Origin of the sequence: Solibacillus isronensis, from assembly GCF_023715405.1 — a bacterium.
Taxonomy (GTDB): Bacteria; Bacillota; Bacilli; order Bacillales_A; family Planococcaceae; genus Solibacillus; species Solibacillus isronensis_B.
The window spans coordinates 1-17,384 of sequence record NZ_JAMBOC010000010.1 but is presented as its reverse complement, the minus strand read 5'-3'; the positions used below and the strand labels follow the sequence as shown (position 1 = coordinate 17,384).

18 protein-coding genes and 1 rRNA gene are annotated in these 17,384 nt (G+C 37.7%); 3 read left to right on the top strand and 16 right to left on the bottom strand.

What is annotated here, in order from left to right:
* Positions 1–70 precede the first annotated feature (70 nt).
* From M3166_RS18530 to M3166_RS18520, 3 genes are all read right to left on the bottom strand, one after another.
* Entirely contained in the window at positions 71–562 is a 492-nt protein-coding gene (locus M3166_RS18530) for a chemotaxis protein (RefSeq protein ID WP_251691691.1), read from the bottom strand.
* A 143-nt stretch (positions 563–705) separates the two neighbouring features.
* Entirely contained in the window at positions 706–1,548 is an 843-nt protein-coding gene (locus tag M3166_RS18525) for a tetratricopeptide repeat protein (protein WP_251691689.1), read from the bottom strand.
* Between the two features lie 5 nt (positions 1,549–1,553).
* Entirely contained in the window at positions 1,554–2,441 is an 888-nt protein-coding gene (locus tag M3166_RS18520) for a LysR family transcriptional regulator (RefSeq protein WP_251691687.1), read from the bottom strand.
* Between the two features lie 186 nt (positions 2,442–2,627).
* On the opposite strand from M3166_RS18520, the gene M3166_RS18515 reads away from it, so the two are divergent.
* Positions 2,628–3,374: an alpha/beta hydrolase gene (locus M3166_RS18515; protein ID WP_251691686.1), complete on the top strand. Its 747-nt coding sequence runs from the start codon at positions 2,628–2,630 to the stop codon at positions 3,372–3,374.
* 147 nt (positions 3,375–3,521) lie between these two features.
* Here the strand turns inward: M3166_RS18515 and M3166_RS18510 are convergent, their stop codons facing one another.
* From M3166_RS18510 to groES, 3 genes are all read right to left on the bottom strand, one after another.
* On the bottom strand, positions 3,522–4,895 hold the full coding sequence (locus M3166_RS18510; protein ID WP_251691684.1) for an S-layer homology domain-containing protein: 1,374 nt from the start codon (positions 4,893–4,895) through the stop codon (positions 3,522–3,524).
* Positions 4,896–5,042: 147 nt separating this feature from the next.
* A complete protein-coding gene (gene groL / locus M3166_RS18505; RefSeq protein WP_251691682.1) occupies positions 5,043–6,674 on the bottom strand; it encodes a chaperonin GroEL in 1,632 nt (543 codons plus the stop codon).
* Positions 6,675–6,789: 115 nt separating this feature from the next.
* Positions 6,790–7,074 carry a co-chaperone GroES gene (gene groES, locus M3166_RS18500; protein ID WP_008408486.1) on the bottom strand — a complete coding sequence of 95 codons (285 nt, stop codon included), beginning with the start codon at positions 7,072–7,074 and terminating at the stop codon, positions 6,790–6,792.
* Positions 7,075–7,351: 277 nt separating this feature from the next.
* Between groES and M3166_RS19545 the strand changes: the two genes are divergently transcribed.
* Complete coding sequence (locus tag M3166_RS19545) at positions 7,352–8,080, top strand: CPBP family intramembrane glutamic endopeptidase (protein WP_251691680.1); 729 nt, start codon at positions 7,352–7,354, stop codon at positions 8,078–8,080.
* A gap of 88 nt (positions 8,081–8,168) precedes the next feature.
* Here the strand turns inward: M3166_RS19545 and tatC are convergent, their stop codons facing one another.
* The 3 genes from tatC to M3166_RS18480 form a co-directional block, all read right to left on the bottom strand.
* The gene (gene tatC, locus M3166_RS18490; protein WP_251691678.1) at positions 8,169–8,993 is read right to left on the bottom strand and encodes a twin-arginine translocase subunit TatC; all 825 of its coding nucleotides are present in this window, start codon (positions 8,991–8,993) and stop codon (positions 8,169–8,171) included.
* Positions 8,994–9,010: 17 nt separating this feature from the next.
* Positions 9,011–9,238, bottom strand: a complete 228-nt coding sequence (gene tatA / locus M3166_RS18485; RefSeq protein WP_251691676.1) for a twin-arginine translocase TatA/TatE family subunit — start codon at positions 9,236–9,238, stop codon at positions 9,011–9,013.
* A 78-nt stretch (positions 9,239–9,316) separates the two neighbouring features.
* Complete coding sequence (locus M3166_RS18480; protein WP_251691674.1) at positions 9,317–9,952, bottom strand: redox-sensing transcriptional repressor Rex; 636 nt, start codon at positions 9,950–9,952, stop codon at positions 9,317–9,319.
* A 244-nt stretch (positions 9,953–10,196) separates the two neighbouring features.
* On the opposite strand from M3166_RS18480, the gene M3166_RS18475 reads away from it, so the two are divergent.
* On the top strand, positions 10,197–12,137 hold the full coding sequence (locus M3166_RS18475) for an ABC-F family ATP-binding cassette domain-containing protein (RefSeq protein WP_251691672.1): 1,941 nt from the start codon (positions 10,197–10,199) through the stop codon (positions 12,135–12,137).
* A gap of 575 nt (positions 12,138–12,712) precedes the next feature.
* On the opposite strand, the gene tsaD is transcribed toward M3166_RS18475, so the two are convergent.
* The 7 genes from tsaD to rrf all read right to left on the bottom strand — a co-directional run.
* Positions 12,713–13,726 carry a tRNA (adenosine(37)-N6)-threonylcarbamoyltransferase complex transferase subunit TsaD gene (gene tsaD / locus M3166_RS18470; protein WP_251691670.1) on the bottom strand — a complete coding sequence of 338 codons (1,014 nt, stop codon included), beginning with the start codon at positions 13,724–13,726 and terminating at the stop codon, positions 12,713–12,715.
* Positions 13,726–14,169, bottom strand: coding sequence for a ribosomal protein S18-alanine N-acetyltransferase (rimI, locus tag M3166_RS18465; RefSeq protein ID WP_251691668.1), 444 nt, complete (start codon positions 14,167–14,169; stop codon positions 13,726–13,728). Before rimI ends, tsaD begins: the two co-directional genes overlap by 1 nt.
* Positions 14,169–14,873, bottom strand: coding sequence for a tRNA (adenosine(37)-N6)-threonylcarbamoyltransferase complex dimerization subunit type 1 TsaB (gene tsaB / locus M3166_RS18460; RefSeq protein WP_251691665.1), 705 nt, complete (start codon positions 14,871–14,873; stop codon positions 14,169–14,171). Before tsaB ends, rimI begins: the two co-directional genes overlap by 1 nt.
* On the bottom strand, positions 14,870–15,322 hold the full coding sequence (gene tsaE, locus M3166_RS18455; RefSeq protein WP_251691663.1) for a tRNA (adenosine(37)-N6)-threonylcarbamoyltransferase complex ATPase subunit type 1 TsaE: 453 nt from the start codon (positions 15,320–15,322) through the stop codon (positions 14,870–14,872). Before tsaE ends, tsaB begins: the two co-directional genes overlap by 4 nt.
* A 266-nt stretch (positions 15,323–15,588) precedes the next feature.
* Positions 15,589–15,927 (bottom strand): hypothetical protein, encoded by a 339-nt coding sequence (locus tag M3166_RS18450; protein WP_251691661.1) that lies wholly within the window; start codon positions 15,925–15,927, stop codon positions 15,589–15,591.
* 149 nt (positions 15,928–16,076) lie between these two features.
* Positions 16,077–17,168: an NADH-dependent flavin oxidoreductase gene (locus tag M3166_RS18445; protein WP_251691660.1), complete on the bottom strand. Its 1,092-nt coding sequence runs from the start codon at positions 17,166–17,168 to the stop codon at positions 16,077–16,079.
* Positions 17,169–17,303: 135 nt separating this feature from the next.
* Positions 17,304–17,384, bottom strand: a 5S ribosomal RNA gene (gene rrf, locus M3166_RS19590); the annotation flags it as partial.

Genomic DNA, 17,384 nt, shown 5'->3' with positions numbered 1-17,384 from the left:
TATTACAATTTATAGAACCACATAAGAAAAACCATCCTACCAAAAAACTATGTTAGGATGGCCTCTTAATTTATTTATAAGATAGTTGCTTTGTTAGGGAAATAATTTCTGCTTCCAAAGACGTGGAGCGTTTATCAAAATAACGTATACGTTCACTACTGCGATTTTCTAAATGTTTATTTAGATCTAACATATTCACTGCATCGCTCGCAAACAGTTTTAAAGTACGAACACCAGACTCAATTTTCCGAACTTCTTTACCATATATAAGTGCGGTATTATCTGCTGTTTTACCCTTCTTCAATTCCAAAATATTAGTATTGATAAGCTCATCAATCTGATTGTAACGTTTGATTTGTTTATCCGTCATCATTTGGATTTTTTGCTTGTATTTAACAACATCTTTATGATCTAATCCTGTTTGGACATAACTTTTTAAATATTCAACGATTGTACATAGCGTCGTCAGATTCTCTCTCTGTTCTAATAGCATTTGTTGTAGTTTTTGAATACTATCCTCATTGTGTTCAGAAGAGAATTGATGGACTGCAAACATAAACATGGAAATTCCCCCTTCTTAATACTTTCCCCTTATAATATATTTCCTATTTCTCACTAAAATTAAACCTATTTTTCCCCATGAAATGGGTCTAAATTATGACAGGGAAATAGGAAATTAAAACTTTTATTGTATCTATCACATTATTATTCATATATATCGTTATTTAGAACTATTAGCTTTTCCCGCCACTTGGATGCTTCAGCTGCATCCGTCATCTCATAGTAGCTTAAAACTTTTTTTGTCGCTTCTAAATCACCAAGTAAACTTGCCTTTTTATAGTAATGGGTTGCTTTTTCGTTATCTTGGTTTACACCATAACCATATTCATAGCAGTAGCCGATATTAAATGTTGCATCGACATGAAACTGTTCACTCGCTTTTAAAAACCATTCCAACGCTTTTTCGTTATCTTGCTGTTGCCCTAGTTCTCCTGAAAAATAAATCATACCAATGCGATACATTGCCTCGACATCTTGCTGTTCTGCACTGCGAGAATAATAGGCAAAGGCCTGTGATTCATCACATTCGGTTCCCAATCCTTGTTCATACATCATTCCGAGTGTAAACATCGCTTCAGCGACACCTAATTGCGCAGCTTTCTTGAACCATCTGAGCGCTTGTTGTTCGTCAACTGCTGTTCCTTCACCGTTCAAATACATATCTGCTAAATTATTCATTGCATCACGGTGACCTAATTGTGCAGCACTTTTGTAGAGTAAGAACGCCTGATGCTCGCTGCCTTTTTCACCAAGATCCTCAAAATAACAGTTTCCTAGTTCATACATAGCTTCACTATTTTGCCGCTTACTTGCCTTATCTAGCAAGTCGTACATTTCGTCATATTGTCCATATTCTTTATATAACAATGCGATATTAACGATTGCCTGCTCGTCCCCTTTAAATGCCGATTCAAATCGTTCAAGCCACTTTTCCTCATGCTCGATTTCATGTTGTTTCAGCCAGGTTTTAAATTGATTGTGCTCCATATTATTCACTCTTCTCTTTGCTGAAAATAATCCAGTAAGTATTGTTTAAATTCGGATACTGCTGGAGGCAAATAACGATTTTTCGCCCATGAAACACAGACTGAGCGATAGCAGGGCGGATCTAACTTCAAACGTTTTACTTTATAATGATCAAGCCCTTTAATATTCGGTATTACGGATATACCCATTCCCGCACCGACAAATCCTGCTACTGTATGCATTTCTTCAGCAGCGAATGTTGTGTTTAACACAATGCCCCGCTCTAAAAAAAGCTCATCCACTAATTGACGGAGCGAATTCCCCTTTTTAATCGCAATAAATGGTTCATTCTTTACTTCCTCAAATTTGACAGCATCTTGCTGTGCTAATGGATGTGTTGTCGGGACAATAACAAACAGCTCTTCCACAAATAATTCTTCTGTTTCTATTTCAATTACTTTTGATTCTATTTTTTGCGATAGGCACAAATCGATGGCTCCTTCTTCAAGCCGCTTTAATAGGCTTAATGAAGTCGCCTGTGTCAAAGAAAATTGCATATTCGGAAATGCCTCACTTGTTGAAGCAATCAGTTCCGGCACAATCTCCATACCGAGTGTATGAATAAAGCCAAATGATACTTCTCCAGAACCCGGTTTGATAATATCTTCAAATTCTTCTTTAATACGATCGTATTCATCCAAAATGACATTGACACTTTGCAAGAAAAGCTCGCCAAAACGGTTCAGATAGATGGATCTTCCTTCGCGGTTAAAAAGTGGTACTCCCAAATTTTGTTCAATGTTCGCGATGGACTTACTTAACGCCGGTTGGGAAATCGCTAAAACTTCTGCCGCACGTGTCATATGTTGCATTGTAGCAACGGTTTTGAAATATTGAAGCTGTTCAATCTCCATTTTACATACCTCACATCATTCATAACTTTTTTGCATCGAAACAATAAAAATAATAAATTGTACTTATATATTAATACCTTTATAATAGTCGATAACAAGAGCTTTTCATAACAAAATTATTTTAAAATTTCAAGCATTTTTTTGAAGATATATAAAATTGACATAAAAAAAGGGGTCTAATTGACAATGAAACTCATCGCGCCGAAACCTTTTACAATTGAATCCGGGAAACGTGCTGTTTTATTACTGCATGGCTTTACCGGCAATACAAATGATGTAAAACGTTTAGGAAAATATTTAGCGGATCGTAACTATACAGTACATGCACCATTATATAAAGGCCATGGTGGTGGCCCTGACTTATTAATTCAATCACAACCCGCTGAATGGTGGAACAGTGTTATAGAAGGCTATGATGAATTGCGTAATCGTGGCTATGATGAAATTGCGGTAGCAGGTGTTTCTCTCGGCGGCATATTCTCTTTAAAGCTTGGTGAAGAACGTCCGACAAAAGCGATTGTTACAATGTCTGCTCCAGCAACAGCAAAATCAACAGATAGTTTACAAAATCGTATTATTGACTATGCTATTAACTATAAAAAGTTATCAGGCACTTATGATGAGACAGTTGATAGCCGTAATAAAATTGCTGAACTTGTAAAAATGCCTTCATTAAACTATTTACAAAATATGATTAACGAAACAAGTGAAAAACTTAATGTTATCCAAACACCAGTCCACATTTTACGTGGCTTGGAAGATGATGAATATTATTGTGAAAGTGCCGACTTAATTTATAGTTCAGTAAATTCACGAATTAAATCAGTTAAAACTTTCATTAATTCCGGACATATATTAACATTAGGTAAAGAACGTGAATTAGTGTTTGAAGAAATTTACCGTTTCTTTGAAGGGTTAAAGTGGAAAGAATAATCGTTAGCCCACTTTAGCTTATACATGACATTGTGTCCCCTTGCAAAAATCCCCGTTTTTGCAATGATATAGACGAGTTTGCTTTTGTTTACTCGTCAGCAAAAAACGAGCGTTAAATGGATCCCCGTCCATTTAACGCTTGTTTTTTTATTTTTCATTTATTGCTAGCACTAAAATTTTCGCCACTTGAGCACGTGTTACATTGCCTTTAGGTGAAAATGTTGTAGCACTTGTTCCCTGTACTACGCCCGTATCATATAAAAATGTAATTGCTAACTGTGCTTCACGATCATAGTTCGCAATATCATGGAAAGGTGCCTGTTTTGCAGGTATATATTGCTGACCTGCTTGAACAGTTGAAAGACGCATTAGGATCAATGCTAACTGTGAACGTGTAATTTTACCTTGTGGATTAAAATACCCGTTATTTTCTTTTATTAAGCCAGCTTCATATGCAGCGGCAATTCCATTTTGAGTTTGCTGTGCATAATGACTAATATCTTTAAAAGGGGCTTTGTTTGTTGCAGTTAATCCAAAGGCCCGTGAAATGACAGATATTACTTGAGCACGCGTCATGTTGGCATTCGGCTGGAATGTACCATCCTCATACCCATTCATAATACCTTTTGCATAGGCAACATCAATATAATCTTTACCCCAATGATTTTGAATATCAGTAAATGGCGCTTTAACAATCTCGCCTTCCGTAGGATCTTCTTCTGATTCTTTCATCAATGCACTCAAATAATCATTCATCATCGCATCTGCTACAACTTGATAACCCGCTTCACTTAAATGAATATTTTTAGGGTTTGGTAAATACATTTTTGCATCCGTAGCGATCTGTGCAGCTACTTCAGTAAATATGCCACCATTATTTTCTACAATACTCTTCATTGAATTATTCAAAGTCGTTACTAGCATGCTTAGCTGTTTTTGAACTGCTGGATCTTCGATATAAGGAAACGGATTGTAAAGCCCCATCACAATCATATCAACTTCGGGATTAATTTTATAAATGCTGTCGAAAATCTTTTTATAATTCACTGATACATCCTGAATGCTCTTAATAACACCTGCAGTATCAAAGCTAAATTCACCGGATTCAGAGCGATTTACACTTTTCAAAATATCATTTGCTCCTACACTCAATGTAATTAGGTCTGCCTGTTGTATTGCATCCTGGATTGCTACTGTCTTTTGCGAAACACCATTTAAATCGTAAATAGGCTTTGTTACGTTTTCTTCAATACCCTTTAACACATCGACTGTTGTAAATCCTGGATAAGAAAACCCTTTATTGAATATAACCTCACTTTTCTGATTTTGATAATTTTTAGCAAGTAAGTCTGCATAACCAAAACCAATCTCACCGTTTTCATTCATTCCCGCTGCCAGCGAGTCACCAAGTGCTACATAATAAAGCGACTTACTTTCATCTTCTGCCTGCACTATATTTGTTAATGGTAAAACGAGTTGTAAAAATAAAATAAGCGTTACCAAAACCGAAAATCTTTTCATCCAATTTCCCCCTTTTTCCGGAACCTTCTCATATTATAATTTATCGGTTAGTTAAATACCAAAAATGTCAAAAAAAAAAACGGTTGTTTTGCTAATAAACAAAACAACCGATTATATTATAACAACAATCTAAGTTACTTAATGAACTTACATCATTCCTGGCATACCCATGCCGCCCATGTCCGGCATACCGCTGCCTGCTGGTTCTGGGATGTCTGCAACTACTGCTTCTGTTGTTAAGAACAGTGAAGCTACTGAAGCTGCATTTTGTAATGCTGAACGTGTTACTTTTGCTGGGTCAACTACACCCGCTTCAACCATGTTTACCCACTCGCCTGTTGCCGCATTGAAACCAATGCCTACTTCTTCGCGTTTTAAACGGTCAACGATAATTGAACCTTCTAAACCAGCGTTTTCAGCAATTTGACGAACCGGCTCTTCTAATGCACGTAAAATAATGCGTACACCAGTTGCTACATCGCCTTCTACTTGATCCAATACTTTTTCAACTGCCGCGTATACATTTAGAAGTGCTGTACCACCACCTGATACGATACCTTCTTCTACTGCTGCACGAGTTGAGTTCAATGCGTCTTCAATACGTAATTTGCGCTCTTTTAATTCTGTTTCTGTTGCAGCACCAACTTTAATAACTGCAACACCACCAGCTAATTTAGCTAAGCGCTCTTGTAATTTTTCTTTATCGAATTCTGATGCTGTTTCAGCAAGTTGTGCACGGATTTGGTTAACGCGACCAGCTACTGCATCTGTGTTACCAGCACCCTCAACAATTGTTGTGTTATCTTTTGATACGATAACTTTAGCAGCACGACCTAAAGATGATAAATCAGCTGATTTTAAATCCAAACCAAGATCTTGTGTAATTACTTGACCACCAGTTAATACAGCAATATCTTCTAACATTGCTTTACGACGGTCACCGAAGCCTGGAGCTTTAACTGCTACTGCGTTGAAAGTACCGCGTAGTTTATTTACTACCAAAGTTGCAAGTGCTTCACCTTCAACATCTTCAGCAATAATCAAAATTGGACGACCTTGTTGAACGACTTGCTCTAATACCGGTAAAATCTCCTGAATGTTTGAGATTTTTTTGTCAGTAATTAAAATGAATGGGTTGTCAAGTACCGCTTCCATTTTATCTGTATCAGTAACCATGTAGTGTGATGCATAACCACGGTCAAACTGCATACCTTCTACAACATCTAATTCTGTTGTAAAGCCTTTTGATTCTTCAATTGTAATAACGCCGTCGTTTCCTACGCGCTCCATCGCATCTGCAATGTATTGACCGATTTCTTCATCTGATGAAGAGATTGCTGCTACCTGTGCAATTGATTCTTTGTTTTCTACCGGGCGAGCAATAGTTTGTAACTCTGTTAATGCTGCTGCTACTGCTTTATCCATACCTTTACGAATACCAACAGGGTTTGCACCAGCTGTTACGTTTTTAAGTCCTTCGCGAATCATTGCTTGCGCTAGAACTGTAGCTGTTGTTGTACCGTCACCCGCGATTTCATTTGTTTTAGAAGCTACTTCTGCTACTAATTTTGCACCCATATTTTCATATGCGTTTTCTAATTCAATTTCTTTTGCGATTGATACACCGTCATTTGTAATAAGTGGAGAACCGAATTTTTTCTCTAAAACAACGTTACGCCCTTTAGGTCCTAAAGTTACTTTTACAGCGTTAGCTAATTTATCTACACCAGCTGCCATTAATGAACGTGCTTCTTCTGAAAACTTAATATCTTTTGACATAATTCATTTTCCTCCTAAAATTTACGATCTATTTTTTAATTTATTGTTTATGAAGATGTGCAGCTAGCAAAGATTAATATGTATAACTAGCTGCAGTTTTCTTTTGATTTTGTAATTATCCGACAATTGCAAGTACATCGCTCTCACGTAGGATTAAATATTCTACGCCGTCGTACTTAACTTCCGTACCAGAGAATTTAGAGAAGATAATTTCGTCGCCTTCTTTTACGTCAAGCTCAAGACGAGTGCCGTTGTCAAGAACACGACCTGTACCTACTGCCACAACTTTACCTGTTTGTGGTTTTTCTTTTGCTGAGTCGGGTAAAACAATACCAAATGCTGTTTTTTCCTCTACCTCAACAAGTTCGATAATGATGCGATCTCCTAATGGTCTTAACAATAGAAACAACCTCCTAAAAAATTTTCTATTTTTAGCACTCTCTTTTGTCGAGTGCTAACACATTTATTAGTTTAAAGAATTCCATATTTTTTTGCAAGTATGTGCACCAAAAAAATTTTGATTTATTGGCAAATTCCTCTACAATAATGTTTAATGTATAACTGTGGGGCATTCATAAGAGCCCATAGTAAATTCTATAATAGAAGATACAGCATTCCTCATGCGTTTTGGGATGTGTAATTCTACTAGTCTTTAAGAGAAAGAAGGTTTTTCATTCGTGACTTCCCGTTCATCAGATAAGTTCAAAACGCAGAAGACCGCATTTTATGTGTTACTAACTTATATCATCTGTCAGTTATCAGTCTTATTACTTATATTCATTCCCGGCTTAAAAGATTCCCTTTTACAATTATTTCCTGGTATATCTGAGCAGGATAAACTTATAAAATTATCTGCTTGGTGGTCAACTGTATCATTTGCGGTTGCCTTTATTGTGAGTTTTATATTAATCTCCCGCAATAAGCAATTCTGGGAAGTGTTTAAAGGAGAAAAAGTATCAATTGGAGCTTCTATCGGTTGGGGGATCATCGGTTTCTTCCTAGTCTTTTTAGGGCAGACAATCGGCGCCTACATCGAGCTCGCACTTGGAATTGATATGGGCTCGGAAAATACGGAAGCAATTATGGGGGTCACAAAGGTAGCACCGATTATGATCCTTGCTACTGTCTTTTTAGGACCGATTTTGGAAGAGCTTGTATTCCGCCGTGTTATTTTCGGATCGATTATTCAAAACTATAATTTCTGGATTGCGAGCATAATTAGTGCAATTGTATTCGCTGCGATCCATATGGATTTTACGCACATTTTATTGTATACAATATGCGGTATGATCTTCGCATTTTTATACCATAAAACAAAGCGTCTTCTCACACCGATTATCGCCCATATTCTATTGAATGGTTTCGTCACATTTATCCAAATGAATGCCGATAAGTTTCAAATATAACTTTTGCCCGCTATATAGAATAGCGGGTTTTTTATATTCCCCCATATATAGAAAATAAAAAAACGCTACCTCGTTCGATAGCGTTACGTTAACTATTATTCATCTGTTCCATTTGCCTACGCTGCATTTCAAGTAGCTCCTCTACTTGCAGTTCACGTTCACGTTCTTCTTCTGCTAATATGCGTTCTTTTTCAGCCACTTCATATTTTCGATAACCGAGACGTGCAATGACAATACTCAGTTCATATAAAACAAATAGCGGAATCGCAATAATGATATTCGATACTAAATCAGGCGGTGCCAGCAATACCGAAATTACGATCAATACAAAATAGGCATATTTTCGAAATTTCACCATAAGCTTCGGGCTGATGATTCCGAGACGAGAAAGAAACAGTGTAACAACAGGCAATTGAAATAGCACCGCAAAGGGTACAATTAACTTAATTAGAAATGAGAAGAATTCATTAATACCGATTGTTTGCGTAATGTTCAAATCATTGGATAAATCCGTCATAAAGCGCATTATAAATGGAAATAACACAAAATAAGCAAAGGCTATTCCCCCTATACACAGTACAAAAGCATACGGAATATATTTCAATGTTGCCTTACGTTCTGCCTCATGCAAACCAGGTGTTATAAACGCCCATAGCTGGTAAAGCAATAATGGAGATACAATAACGGCAGCTACAATAAATGTAACTTGTAAATAAACGGTTAAAGGATCTGCCGGACTAAATGCGTTCATTGAAAAACTGGCAGCTAGATCACTGCGTTGAATGTATCGAATAAGTGGTTTCGCCGTATAGAAACCGATGAAAAGAGCCATCACGAAGAAAATCGCTACGAAAAATAGGCGTTTTCTAAGCTCTTCCATATGTTCAACTACGGTTAATTCTCTTGAATTCATAGCAAGACATCCTTATTTTACTTTACTTCGTTTTTTTCGTTCTCTTTATGTTCAATCACTTTTTTCTTTGTATCGAAATCTTCATCGTCATCCGTCAAGCCTTTAGTAGCGCTACGGAATTCACGTAAAGTTGTCCCCATCGCACGACCTAATGATGGCAATTTTTTGGGTCCGAATATTAACAAAGCAATCAGTCCAATGATAATCAGGCTCACAGGTGTAATCGCGTTTAGATGTACTATCACTATAGCCACCTCCTCTATTATTATGTATATTTTACATTAATTAACTAGAATATGCTATTTATAGTAATGAACATTTTATTACTTACCTGAGTTTCGCACTAAATACGTAAGAGCCTGTAGTTCTACCGATAGATCAATGTTCATCACTTTAATCGTATCGGGAACAGATAATCGTACTGGTGTGAAATTTAATATACCTTTTGCATTTATTTTAACGAGTCGGTCTGTCATCATTTGTGCTGAGCGGGATGAAACCGTCAATATTGCTAACTCCGCGCCAAATTCCTCATACATTTCCTCCAAACGATCTGGATGGAATACTGGAATATCACTGATCGTCGTTCCTTCCATCGGTGCCTTCGTATCAAATGCAACAACGATACGCGTGTTATGATTTTTTTGGAAGTTATATTTTAGTAAGCCATTTCCCAGATTCCCGACCCCTATTAATGCAACATTCATCACCTCGTCCTGGTCCAGAGTTTGACGGAAAAATTCGAGTAAATACTGGACATCATATCCATATCCCTTTTTACCAAGTGCTCCAAAATAAGAAAAGTCACGTCGAATCGTAGCCGAATCTATTTTCATCGCATCACTTAATTCCTGTGAAGAAATACGCTTTTTACCTTCAGTTGCGAAGTTTTTTAAAAATCGATAATAAAGAGGAAGTCTTTTTGTTGTTGCTTGTGGAATTTTTACTTCTTGTTTCACACATTCTCCTCCTATGTACATTTGGAAATCTTTTTCAAATAATGCCCCGTATAACCTGTCGAGGATGACCAACATGATTTAATCACATAGTTGTCGCCAAGCGATATGACACGCTTAACATGAACTCCACTCTTTGTGCAGAAGCAAGTTAATCTTACTAAACAAGGAGCGACAAGTAAAGTATCCATCGTTGCGTACAATGTTCCCATCCATTAAACTAAATAGGAGAAACTGAGGTGTAAACATGATTGTCTTACAAGTAAATCAATTATATAAATCCTTTATTACAGATGAAATATTAAGCGGTGTAAAACTAGAAGTACAGCACCGTGATCGTGTGGCATTAGTAGGACGAAACGGTGCCGGCAAGTCCACGTTATTAAAAATAATTGCCGGACAAATGAGCTATGACTCTGGTGAAATTATTATTCCAAAAGATATCCAAGTCGGCTATTTAGAGCAGCATGCAGGCATTGACTCTGAACTTTCGATTTGGGACGAAATGATGACAATTTTCGTAAACCTGCAAAATCAGGAGAAAACGTTGCGTCAACTTGAACAGCAAATGGCCGATCCTGCAATATATGAAGATAGCGAACAGTATGCACGCATTATGGCGGAATATGATCAGTTGCAGCATGACTTTAAAGATGCAGGCGGTTACCAGTATGAAGCCGATACCCGCTCTGTTTTACATGGGATGCAATTTTTCCCTGAAGATTATCAAAAGCCGATTCGCTCTCTATCCGGCGGACAACGGACACGCCTAGCCCTCGCTAAGCTTCTTTTGTCAAAGCCTGATCTCCTTATTTTAGATGAGCCGACCAACCATCTGGATATTGAAACACTTTCCTGGCTGGAAGGCTATTTAAAAGGTTATGATGGCGCGATTTTAATTGTTTCGCATGACCGTTATTTCTTAGATCAGGTCGTGTCGATTGTTTACGAAGTGTCTCGTACAAAAGTGTCGAAGTATGTAGGGAACTATAGTGCCTATTTAGATGAAAAGGCGAAAAACTATGAACGTGATTTAAAAATGTTTGAGCGTCAGATGGATGAAAAGGCCAAACTCGAAACATTTATCCAAAAAAACCTTGCCCGAGCTTCAACTACAAAGATGGCCCAGTCGCGTCGTAAAGTGCTGGAGAAGACAAGTTGGATGGAATCTCCTGATGGCGATGAAAAGAGTGCCAACTTCGGCTTTACAATTGAGCGCCAAAGCGGAAATGACGTGCTGTCGGTGGATAATTTAACAATCGGTTTTACGGACAAGGCTATTTCCAAAAATATTGGGATGCGCGTCTTTAGAGAAGATCGTATTGCACTTGTCGGTCCAAACGGTGTGGGGAAATCTACCTTATTGAAAACAATCGTTCAAGATATCGAGGCACTGGCCGGGGATATCCGTTACGGTACGAATGTTCAAATCGGCTATTATGATCAGGAGCAGGCGAAGCTTCATTCAAATAAATCTGTACTTAGTGAGCTTTGGGATGAATGGCCATTACTGAATGAAAAGGATATCCGCAACATTTTAGGTCGCTTCCTATTTAGTGGAGATGATGTATCAAAAACAGTAAACTCCCTATCAGGTGGAGAAAAGGCGCGACTTGCACTTGCTAAATTAATGATGCAAAAATCAAATTTCCTAGTACTTGATGAGCCGACAAACCATTTAGACTTGGACAGTAAAGAAATACTGGAAAATGCCTTAATTGATTATCCCGGTACACTGCTATTCGTTTCGCATGACCGCTATTTTATCAATCGTATCGCTACTAAAGTCGTTGAACTCTCAGGCACAGGTTCTTTCGAATATTTAGGTGACTATGATTACTATGTGGAAAAGAAAGAGGAGCTTGAAGAATTAGCTGCAATGAAAGCCGCAGCAATTGAAAAAAATTCAGCTGAATCGACTGTTCAAACAAAGACCACATCGATGATTGATAAGGATGCGAAAAAAAGAGAACGTCAAATTCGTCGTGCAATTGAAGATATTGAAAAGCAAATGGGCGCTTTAGATGAGAAAATCGCCATCTTTGAAGAACAACTTTGTGATCCTGACATATATTCGGATCATGAAAAAACATTAACAATTCAATCTGAACTGAATGATGTTAAAGAACAGCATGAAGTATTTGAAATGGAATGGCTTGAACTAAACGAAGAGCTTGAACAGCTATAATTTATGGAGTGTCCATCAACATATGGACACTCCTTTTTTATATGTACACGAAAAGTCTTTTTCTACAGAAACATATTTATTGTATTGTTATTGTATAATACTAAACCTTTCTATCACCCTGTCTACATAATAATCATATATATAGGTCAATACGCCAAATTTCTACAAATTTCTCCACAATTTTATTCACAATATAAATCTAGTAATATCAACATATCAACATAGTTTTCCACATTATCCACATTTAAAATCTAAGTTATACACATTGCTGTGTGAAAAAGACACTACTATATATAGATAAGTCACATGTTACCCACAAGTTATACACAGTTTGTGTATAAGTACGCATGTTCGCAAGTTTTTTTGTGGGTATTTAACTTTATCTGTGGATAATTTTCAGAAAAGTTGAACAGTCAATAAAAACTTGTTATAAATGAGATTTATCCATCATAAATTACTAGATTCGACTTTTTTATATTATTGAAAGAAAACAAATTAAGAAAAAATTATTTTCTATACAAAAAAAGCATGAGAAAAGGATGTACTGCTACATCTTTTCACCATGCTTATATACCCTATTTCCAGCTCAAGAGCTCCATCCCAGGTCGCCCATTCATAGCTAAATTACCACGAACCCCTGCTTCATACATTTCATATGCAGCTGCACCAATCATTGCAGCATTATCTGTACATAATTTTAAAGGCGGTACATAAAATGGAATACCTTCTTCTTTAAACGCAAATTCCAACGCTGTACGTAGTCCTTTATTGGCTGATACACCGCCAGCTGCAATTACTTGTTTTACCTGAAATTCACGAGCTGCTCGTACTGTCTTACCTGTCAATACTTCTACTACACTGTCTTGGAAGCCTTTTGCAACATTTTCGGGAATAATCTCTTCACCGCGCTGATCCAAATTATGTTTATAATTAATCACTGCAGATTTCAAGCCGCTGAAGCTAAAGTCGTATGAATCTTCCTCCAACCATACACGCGGGAAAGGAACGGCTTCTGTCGCTTCATGTGCAAGTCGGTCAATATGAGGACCACCCGGATATGGCATATTCAATACGCGCGCTACTTTGTCATATGCTTCACCTGCAGCATCATCACGTGTTTCACCGATAACTTCAAATGAACCATGTTCACGCATTAGGACAAGCTCTGTATGTCCACCTGAAACAACGAGTGCCAACAGCGGAAATTCCATTGGCTGTACTAGATTATTTGCATAAATATGCCCGGCAATATGATGTGTCCCGATTAATGGTAAACCGTGTACAAAAGCGAAAGCCTTAGCCGCATTAATACCGATTAACAAAGCACCCACTAGTCCTGGTCCTTCAGTTACGGCAACAGCTGTTAATTCTTTCGGTTCCATATTTGCCTGCTTTAATGCTTCTTCTAAAACAATTGTCATTTGTTCAACATGGTGACGTGATGCGATTTCCGGGACAACCCCGCCGAAACGCTTATGGCTGTCAATTTGCGATGATACAACATTCGAAATAATCTCTGTGCCATTTTTAATAATGGCTGCTGCTGTTTCATCACAGCTAGTTTCAATTGCTAATATATAGTTATCCATTATAAATTCACCCACATTACTAACGCATCTTCCTGGTTATCCGTATAGTAGCCTTTACGAAGTCCTCCATCTTGGAAACCAAGTTTGCGATATAAATTTTGTGCAACAGTATTTGTTACACGTACTTCTAAGCTCATGACGTCCATATTTGCTTCTTTTGCTACTCGCATCGCTTCACGCATAAGTGTCTCACCAATGCCTTGACCACGTACAGATTGTACAACCGCTACGTTTGTAATCTGTGCTGCATCAATAACAAGCCAAATTCCACAGAAACCGATAATTTCGCCGTTCTCGTCTTCCGCCACTAAATAATGGGCATATTGGTTTTCGGTCATTTCGTAATAAAACGAATCCAATGTCCATGGTGTAGGAAATGTTGCAAGCTCAATTTTATGAACAGCCTTAACATCATCTATTGTCATTCTGCGATACTGTACCATTAAAGTTGCTCCTTTTTCTGTTCCTTTATCCAATTCGCTTCGGCTTCTGCAATACGGCGATATTGGGGAACAAAAGCATGGACTGCCTCAACTGTCGGTAATGGCATTTGTTGTGCTAAAGCAATTAGTTCGGATGCACGCGGTAAATTCATTGTATATGGCGCACGGATAGCGGAATCACCTAATACTTGCTGAATTTTTTCCATGTATAAATCGACATCTGTTCCGACAAACAATATTGGTCTTTCTAATTGCTGAAGCTTCTGTAATAACCCGTCGATATGATCATGATAATCTTCAACAATCGGCTCCATAGTATCTGATTCATAAACACCGGCATATACATTTTGACGACGGGCATCGATTAATGAACAAATTGCAAAGTTTGCAACACGGGCATTTGCAGCCAGTGCTTTCAAGCTTGATACGCCAACCAATGGCTTTTGCAATGACCAGGCCAAAGTTTTGGCAAGAGTGACACCAATACGGACTCCTGTATAAGAGCCGGGACCTTCTGAAACGGCAATCGCGTCAATTTGTGCCGGTGTTAAGCCTGCTCTGTTTATAACTTCTTCAATTGCCGGCATTGCACCAACTGAATGTGTCAATTTTATATTTTGCACGACTTCTGCAATTACTTTAGTATCTTGTACTATGGCGACAGAAAGCGGTGCATTTGCTGTCTCTATTCCTAACCAAATCATTTTAATAACTCCTCACAAAGACGAACATACTTTTCGCCTATCGGTTTCAATACAAATTTGCGTTTCGTTTCATCGATGCGTGTAATTTCAATGGCTAAACGCTCTTCAGGTAAATCTTCCTGTATAAGATGTGCCCATTCCACAACTGTTACAGCATCTCCATAAAAAATTTCTTCCCAGCCTAAATCTTCATCGCTATCTTCCAGACGATATACATCCAGGTGATTAAGCGGAATACGTCCTATATATTGCTTCATAATCGTAAATGTTGGACTATTGACCGTTCTTTTTACGCCAAGCCCTTTTGCAAAGCTCTGTGTAAATGTCGTTTTGCCAGCACCTAAATCACCTTCAAGGGTAATCGTATACTGTGGCTCGACTAAGTCTGCCAGTTTCATCGCAAGCGCTTGCGTTTCTTCCAGCGTATTTACATCTTTTTCAAATATCATTTGATTGCTTCCTTCCACAAAAAAATCCATTATCTCTAGTTTACTTGAACTGAAGCAATTGTTCAAAATGTATCACTTTTAGATTGGTTCTTACTCAACTACGTTAATATAAAGTAGCTGTGAAAAAAAGAAAAACACTCATCTTTTCTAAGAAAAAGTGAATGTTTTCGGACTTCCCTTTATTTGATTTTCATTCTCGAGATTGTTTAGGCTATTGGAGAAATACTATGAGCATCCCCATGCTTAACCACATTTTCTGCTGAACACTAACGTTTTGACTTACCTTTACGTTCCACAACTTCTTTTTTAACCAATACATCATTCTCAAATTTTAAGCGATATCCTTTCGTCAGCAGAATTTCGTCGTTCCATTCATAAGTACCGTTTTCTACTTCCTGACCGGCCCCTCCTGAAATGCGGACTACTTCTAAATAAGACATCCCTTCTTTTACTTCTTCATATTCTTCTTCATTCATGTATTTTTGCCAAACATATGTATTACTTTCCTCTATCTCTAAAACTTCATCCTGACAAGCTGTTATTAGCATTGTCAGCAACATAACGAGACAAATAGACAGGAAGACATAAAAAGCCTTTTTATTCATTCGTATCCCCCCTCAATATCCTTATGAAACCATTCCCGAAATTAAGCGATTCAAACATTACCAAGAGGAAAAGGAGAATACGAACGTATTCGCATCCTCCCTATTTAAATAAGCTTAAATTTTTATATTCTTTAATAATCTTTACTGCCTTATATACCCGGAATCCAACCTGGTCTTGACAGGATCTTCTCCATTAAAGGACCAGGAATTACAGTATCAATTTTTTCATCATAAGCTGTTACAACGTTTTCCTCATTGTATACCTTTTCCACCCAATGCGGCTCAATTAACAGAGCACGACCAAGTGCTACTAAATCTGCACCTAACTGTAATGCTTGTTCTGCTTCTTCACGAGTATAAATTGAACCGACACCAATTAACGGTTTACGTCCATTTAATAAGCTGTGAATTACAGAAATACGGTTTTGTTGACCGTTTTCATAACGATGTGTTTCGGATTTGAAATCTCCAAGTGAAATATGCAAATATGTTAGCGCTGTTTTCGCTAATTCATCTACTAATTTGACTGTATCATCCATTGTAATACCATCTTCTTCAGGCTCTTCCGGGCTGAAACGGTAACCGACGATAAACTTTTCATCTGCATATGTGTTTTTAACTTTAATTACTTCATTTACCACTTCCAATGGGAAACGCAATCTATTTTCAAATGTCCCGCCGTATTCATCTGTTCTTTTATTTGTAAAGGCAGAGAAATACTGTTGAATCAAATACGTATTTGCACCATGGATTTCAACGCCGTCAAAACCTGCTTCAATTGCTCTTCTTGTGGCTTCCGCATATGCTTTAACCATCTCTTTAGTTTCTTCAAGAGTTAATGCACGAGCTTCTTTTTTCTCAATTGTAACAGCAACACTCGCACTTACAACATCTCCATTTGGTACTAAATGTTGTAGTGATTGTCGGCCTCCATGATGAATTTGTAAAACAGCTTTAGCACCGCCTTGTTGAATAGCCTGTGCAATTCTTCGCAAGCTTGGAATATAGCGATCTTCATGAGCGGCGATTTGTCCTGGGAATGCTTTTCCGTTTGCTGCAACATATGCGCATGCTGTAATGATCATTCCAGCTCCTTCAGCACGTTCTTTATAATATGTGATTTCCTCATCGGAAACTGTATCATCTTCATTTGCAGAGTAGGTTGTCATAGGTGCCATAACTAAACGATTTCGTAGTTCAACCTGTTCATTCAATTTAAATTTTTCAAAAAGTGCTTTCATTAAAATTCCTCCCTTTTGCTATGTATGTACTTTAACGAAACTGTATTTTATTTTCAAGTTAGAGGTCCTCTTTAATTTTAAATATTCATTTTAAAACAACAAAAAAACCACTGATTCCTCAGTGGTTTTGCGTGTGCGAAGCGACGTCCTACTCTCACAGGGGGAAGCCCCCAACTACCATCGGCGCTAAAGAGCTTAACTTCCGTGTTCGGTATG